The 3,950-nt window shown below is 76.8% G+C and carries 2 protein-coding genes; both read left to right on the top strand.

Annotation, left to right across the window (positions count from 1 at the left end; translation table 11 throughout):
* Window positions 1–1,752 (top strand): SDR family NAD(P)-dependent oxidoreductase (locus tag AC5LUJ_RS13295; RefSeq protein WP_493465018.1); only part of this gene is annotated, 1,752 nt, incomplete at its 5' end.
* The coding region (locus AC5LUJ_RS13290; protein ID WP_493465017.1) for a beta-ketoacyl [acyl carrier protein] synthase domain-containing protein at window positions 1,739–3,950 on the top strand (2,212 nt) is incomplete at its 3' end. The genes AC5LUJ_RS13295 and AC5LUJ_RS13290, both read left to right, overlap by 14 nt.

Raw genomic sequence — 3,950 nt, 5'->3', positions numbered from 1 at the left:
GGGCCGGCGGCCCCGGCAGCCGTGTCGCGGCAGGCCGGCGGCTGGCCCGATGAACGTTTCGCGGGCCCGCCGGGCCCGGGGGATTCCGCGGGCCCGGCGGCCGCGTTGCGGCGCTTCGTCGTCGAGGTCGTCGCGCTGCCGTCGCCGGGCACCCTCTCCGACCTGCTTGACCTTGCCGCGGCCGGTGCCCGCCCCGGGCCGGGGCCGCTGGCCGGCAGCCGGTTCGCCGTGGTCGAGGGCGGCCTGGGCATCGGCCTGGCGCTGACGACCCTGCTGGAGCAGCAGGGCGCGTCCGTGCGGATGTTCTCCGTGGACGACGCCTCGCTCGCCGATCAGCTTGCCGGCGGTGCCGGCGCGGACGGCGTCTGGTGGGTGTCGTCCGTGGACCGGGACGCGCCACCGGCCCTGCCCGCCGCGTTCGTCCCGATCAGGGCCGCGGTCGCCGGCGGCACCCGGCGCCTGGTCGTCGCGACCGGCGGTGGGGGCAGCTTCGGCCGCGGGGTGGGCGACGAGCCCGGCCCGAGCGTGGGGATGGCCGGTTTCACGCGCACGCTCGCCCGGGAGGCGCCGGACGTGGTGATCCGCGCGGTGGACCTCGACCCGAAGGAGGCGCCGACCCGGCTCGCCGGCTACCTGCTCACGGAGTTCCTCACCCCGGGCGCCCCGCCGGTGACCGGCTACCGGCACGGCGTCCGGTCGACGCTTCAGGTGGTGCCGGCCGAGCTCCCCGGCGCCGGTTCGCCCTCGACCGTCCCGGTGGGCCCGGTGGCTCCGGTGGGCCCGGTGAGCCTGGTGGCCTTGACGCTCCCGGCCGCCGGGCCGTCGTGGGGCTGGCGGTGGCACGACGACGTCGCCGCCGTCCCGTCGGCCCAGGCCTCCGGCGCGCTGGGGGAGCTCGGCCCGGACTCGGTCGTCCTGCTCACCGGCGGCGCGCGCGGGATCACCGCCAGGGCCGCCCTCGGGCTCGCCCGGGCCACCGGCTGCGGGATCGAGCTGATCGGCCGGACGCCGCTGCCGACCGCCGCCGAGGATCCGGCGACGGCCGGCGCGGCGGACGCGCCGGAACTGCGCCGCGCCCTGATCGCCACCGGCCTGCGCCGGCCGGTCGAGATCGAGGCCCGTGCCGCCCAGCTGCTCGCCGAGCGGGAGGTGCGGGCCACCGTCGCGGCCCTGCGCGCGAGCGCGTCCTTCGTCCGCTACCACGCCGTCGACGTACGGGACCCGGACGCGCTGCGCGCGGTCGTCGAAACGATCTACGCCGACCGCGGACGGCTTGACGGGGTGGTCCACGGCGCCGGCGTCCGCGAGGACAAACCGCTGCGGGAGAAGACGGCGCGCTCGTTCGAGCGGGTGTTCTCGACCAAGGTCGACGCCGCCCGGACGCTGGTCGACGCGCTGCGGCCCGACATCGGTTTCCTGGTGCTCTTCGGCAGCGTGTCCGGGGTGTTCGGCAACCGGGGGCAGGTCGACTACGCCGCCGCCAACGACGCGCTCGACACCTGCGCCCACGCCTGGGCGAGGCGGCTGCGCGGCCGTGTCGTGTCCCTGGACTGGGGCCCGTGGGCATCGCCCGGCCCCGCCGGGGGAATGGTCTCGGCGGAGCTGGCACGCGCCTACGCCCGGCGGGGTATCGAGCTGATCGACCCGGACGCCGGGGTCGCCGCGGTCCTGCGCGAGCTGGCCGCCGACGTGGACGACCCGCAGGTGGTCTACTTCTCCGGCTCCCTGGACGCCTTCGATGCCGGGATCTAGGGCGGGCGGGCCCGGCGGGCCGTCGAACCCGGGTGCGGGCATCGCGATCGTCGGGATGGCCGCGGTGTTCCCGGGCGCCGGTGACCTCGACACCTACTGGCGCAACATCCGCACCGGCGTGGACGCCATCCGGGACATCCCGCCGCGACGTTTCGACCCGGAGTTCTTCCATCCGGATCCCGGCCCGGACGCCGGCCGCGCACCCGATCCCGACGCCCCGCCCGGCCTCGCCCCGGACTCCGCCGCCGACGACGGTCCCGCGGCGGCCGGGGAACGGATCCGCTGCCGGCGCGGCGGGTTCATCGAGGAGTTCGCGACCTTCGACCCGACCCAGTTCGGGATCATGCCGCTGGCCGTGGACTGGGCCGAGCCCGACCAGCTCATGGCCCTGCGGGTGGCGGCCGAGGCGATCGCGGACGCCGGTGGCACGGACGCGCTCGGTGACCGGGCGCGGACCGGGGTGGTACTCGGCCGCGGCGGCTACTTCGCCTCCGGGATGGCCCGGCTGGACCAGCGGATCAAGGTCTCCGCACAGCTGGTCGCCAGCCTGTCCGAGCTTGTCCCGACGCTCACGGCCGAGCAGCTGGCCGGGGTGCGCGCCGCGTTCGCCGAAACGCTCGGCCCGCGGCGCCCCGAGGCCGCGATCGGGCTGGTGCCCAACCTGGCCGCGTCCCGTATCGCCAACCGGCTCGACCTGCGCGGCCCGGCCTACACGCTGGACGCGGCCTGCGCGTCGTCCCTGATCGCCGTCGAGACGGCCGTGCGCGAGCTCGTCGCCGGCCGGGCCGACACCATGATCGTCGGTGGTGTGCACCTGGCGCAGGAGGTGACGTTCTGGAGCGTCTTCTCGCTGCTGCGGGCGTTGTCGCCGAGCTCGCGGATCCGCCCCTTCGACCGGCGGGCCGACGGCATCCTCATCGGCGAGGGGGTCGGCATGGTCGTCCTCAGACGGCTGGCCGACGCCGAACGCGCCGGTGACCGGATATACGCGGTGATCCGCGGCTGCGGCTCGGCGAGCGACGGGCGGACGTCGACCCTGCTGGCGCCGGCGTCCGACGGGCAGGTGCTCGCCGTCGAGCGGGCCTGGGCCGACGCCGGGCTGGACCCGAGGGCACCCGGCGCGCTCGGCCTCGTCGAGGCGCACGGGACGGCGACCCCCGCCGGGGACGCGGCCGAACTGGCCACCCTCCAGCAGGTCTTCGGCGCCGGCGCGGGGACTGGCACAGGGGCCTATGGGAGGTCCTACGGAGGAGGCTATGGAGGGGCGTGGCCGATCGCTGTCGGCTCCGTCAAGTCCATGATCGGGCATACCATGCCGGCGGCGGGCGCCGCTGGGCTGATCAAGGCCGCGCTGGCGCTGCACCATCGCGTGCTGCCACCATCTCTGCACTGTGAGCAGCCGCATCCGGCGTTCGCGGGCACCCGGCTGCGGCCGATAACCGAGGCCGAGGCCTGGGACGCCGACGGCGGTGTGCCGCGGCGGGCCGGGGTGAACGCGTTCGGCTTCGGCGGGATCAACGCGCACGTGGTCGTCGAGGAGGCGCCGTCACCGTCGAACGCGCCGTCGCTGGCCTTCCCGGCCACGATCCCGGTGCCGGTCCCGGTCATGCTCCCGGTCCCGGCACCGCTCCCCCCGCCAGGCCCGGCCGCGTTCATGCCGCCGGCCGCGTTCATGGCGGCGGCCGCCCCCGCGGGCACGGGCCTGCTCCCGGCCACCATCCCGCTTCCGGTCCTGGTCCCGGCAGTGGCCACGGCAGTGGCCACTGCCACCGGGCCGTCCAGCCGCCCGGACGCGCGGCCTGGCGGCGAGCGGGTGCTGCTGTTCGCCGGCTCGAGCCCGGCGGAGATCGCCCGCGCGCTCGCCATCCCCGACCAGGACCTGCTGGCGCGGGACGACAGCGGCGCCCCACCCGAGGGCGGGCCGGTCCGGCTCGCGATCGTCGCGCCGGACCGGCGCCGGCTGGCGCTCGCCCGCACGGTTGTCGAGCGCGGCCGGCCCTGGCGTGGCCGCAACGACCTGTGGTTCACCGGTTCACCGCTGCTCGGCGCCACCACCACGCCGGACCGGACGGCATTCCTGTTCTGCGGCCTGGAGGACAACTTCCACCCTCGGGTGGACGACGTCAGCGCGCACTTCGCGCTCACCCGCCCGCGGTACGTCCACCCCGGGAGCCCCGGCCCGGCCGGCCCCAGCCCGG

This window comes from Protofrankia sp. CiP1_Cm_nod3, from assembly GCF_982290655.1.
This window is presented reverse-complemented; position numbering and strand designations above follow the sequence as displayed.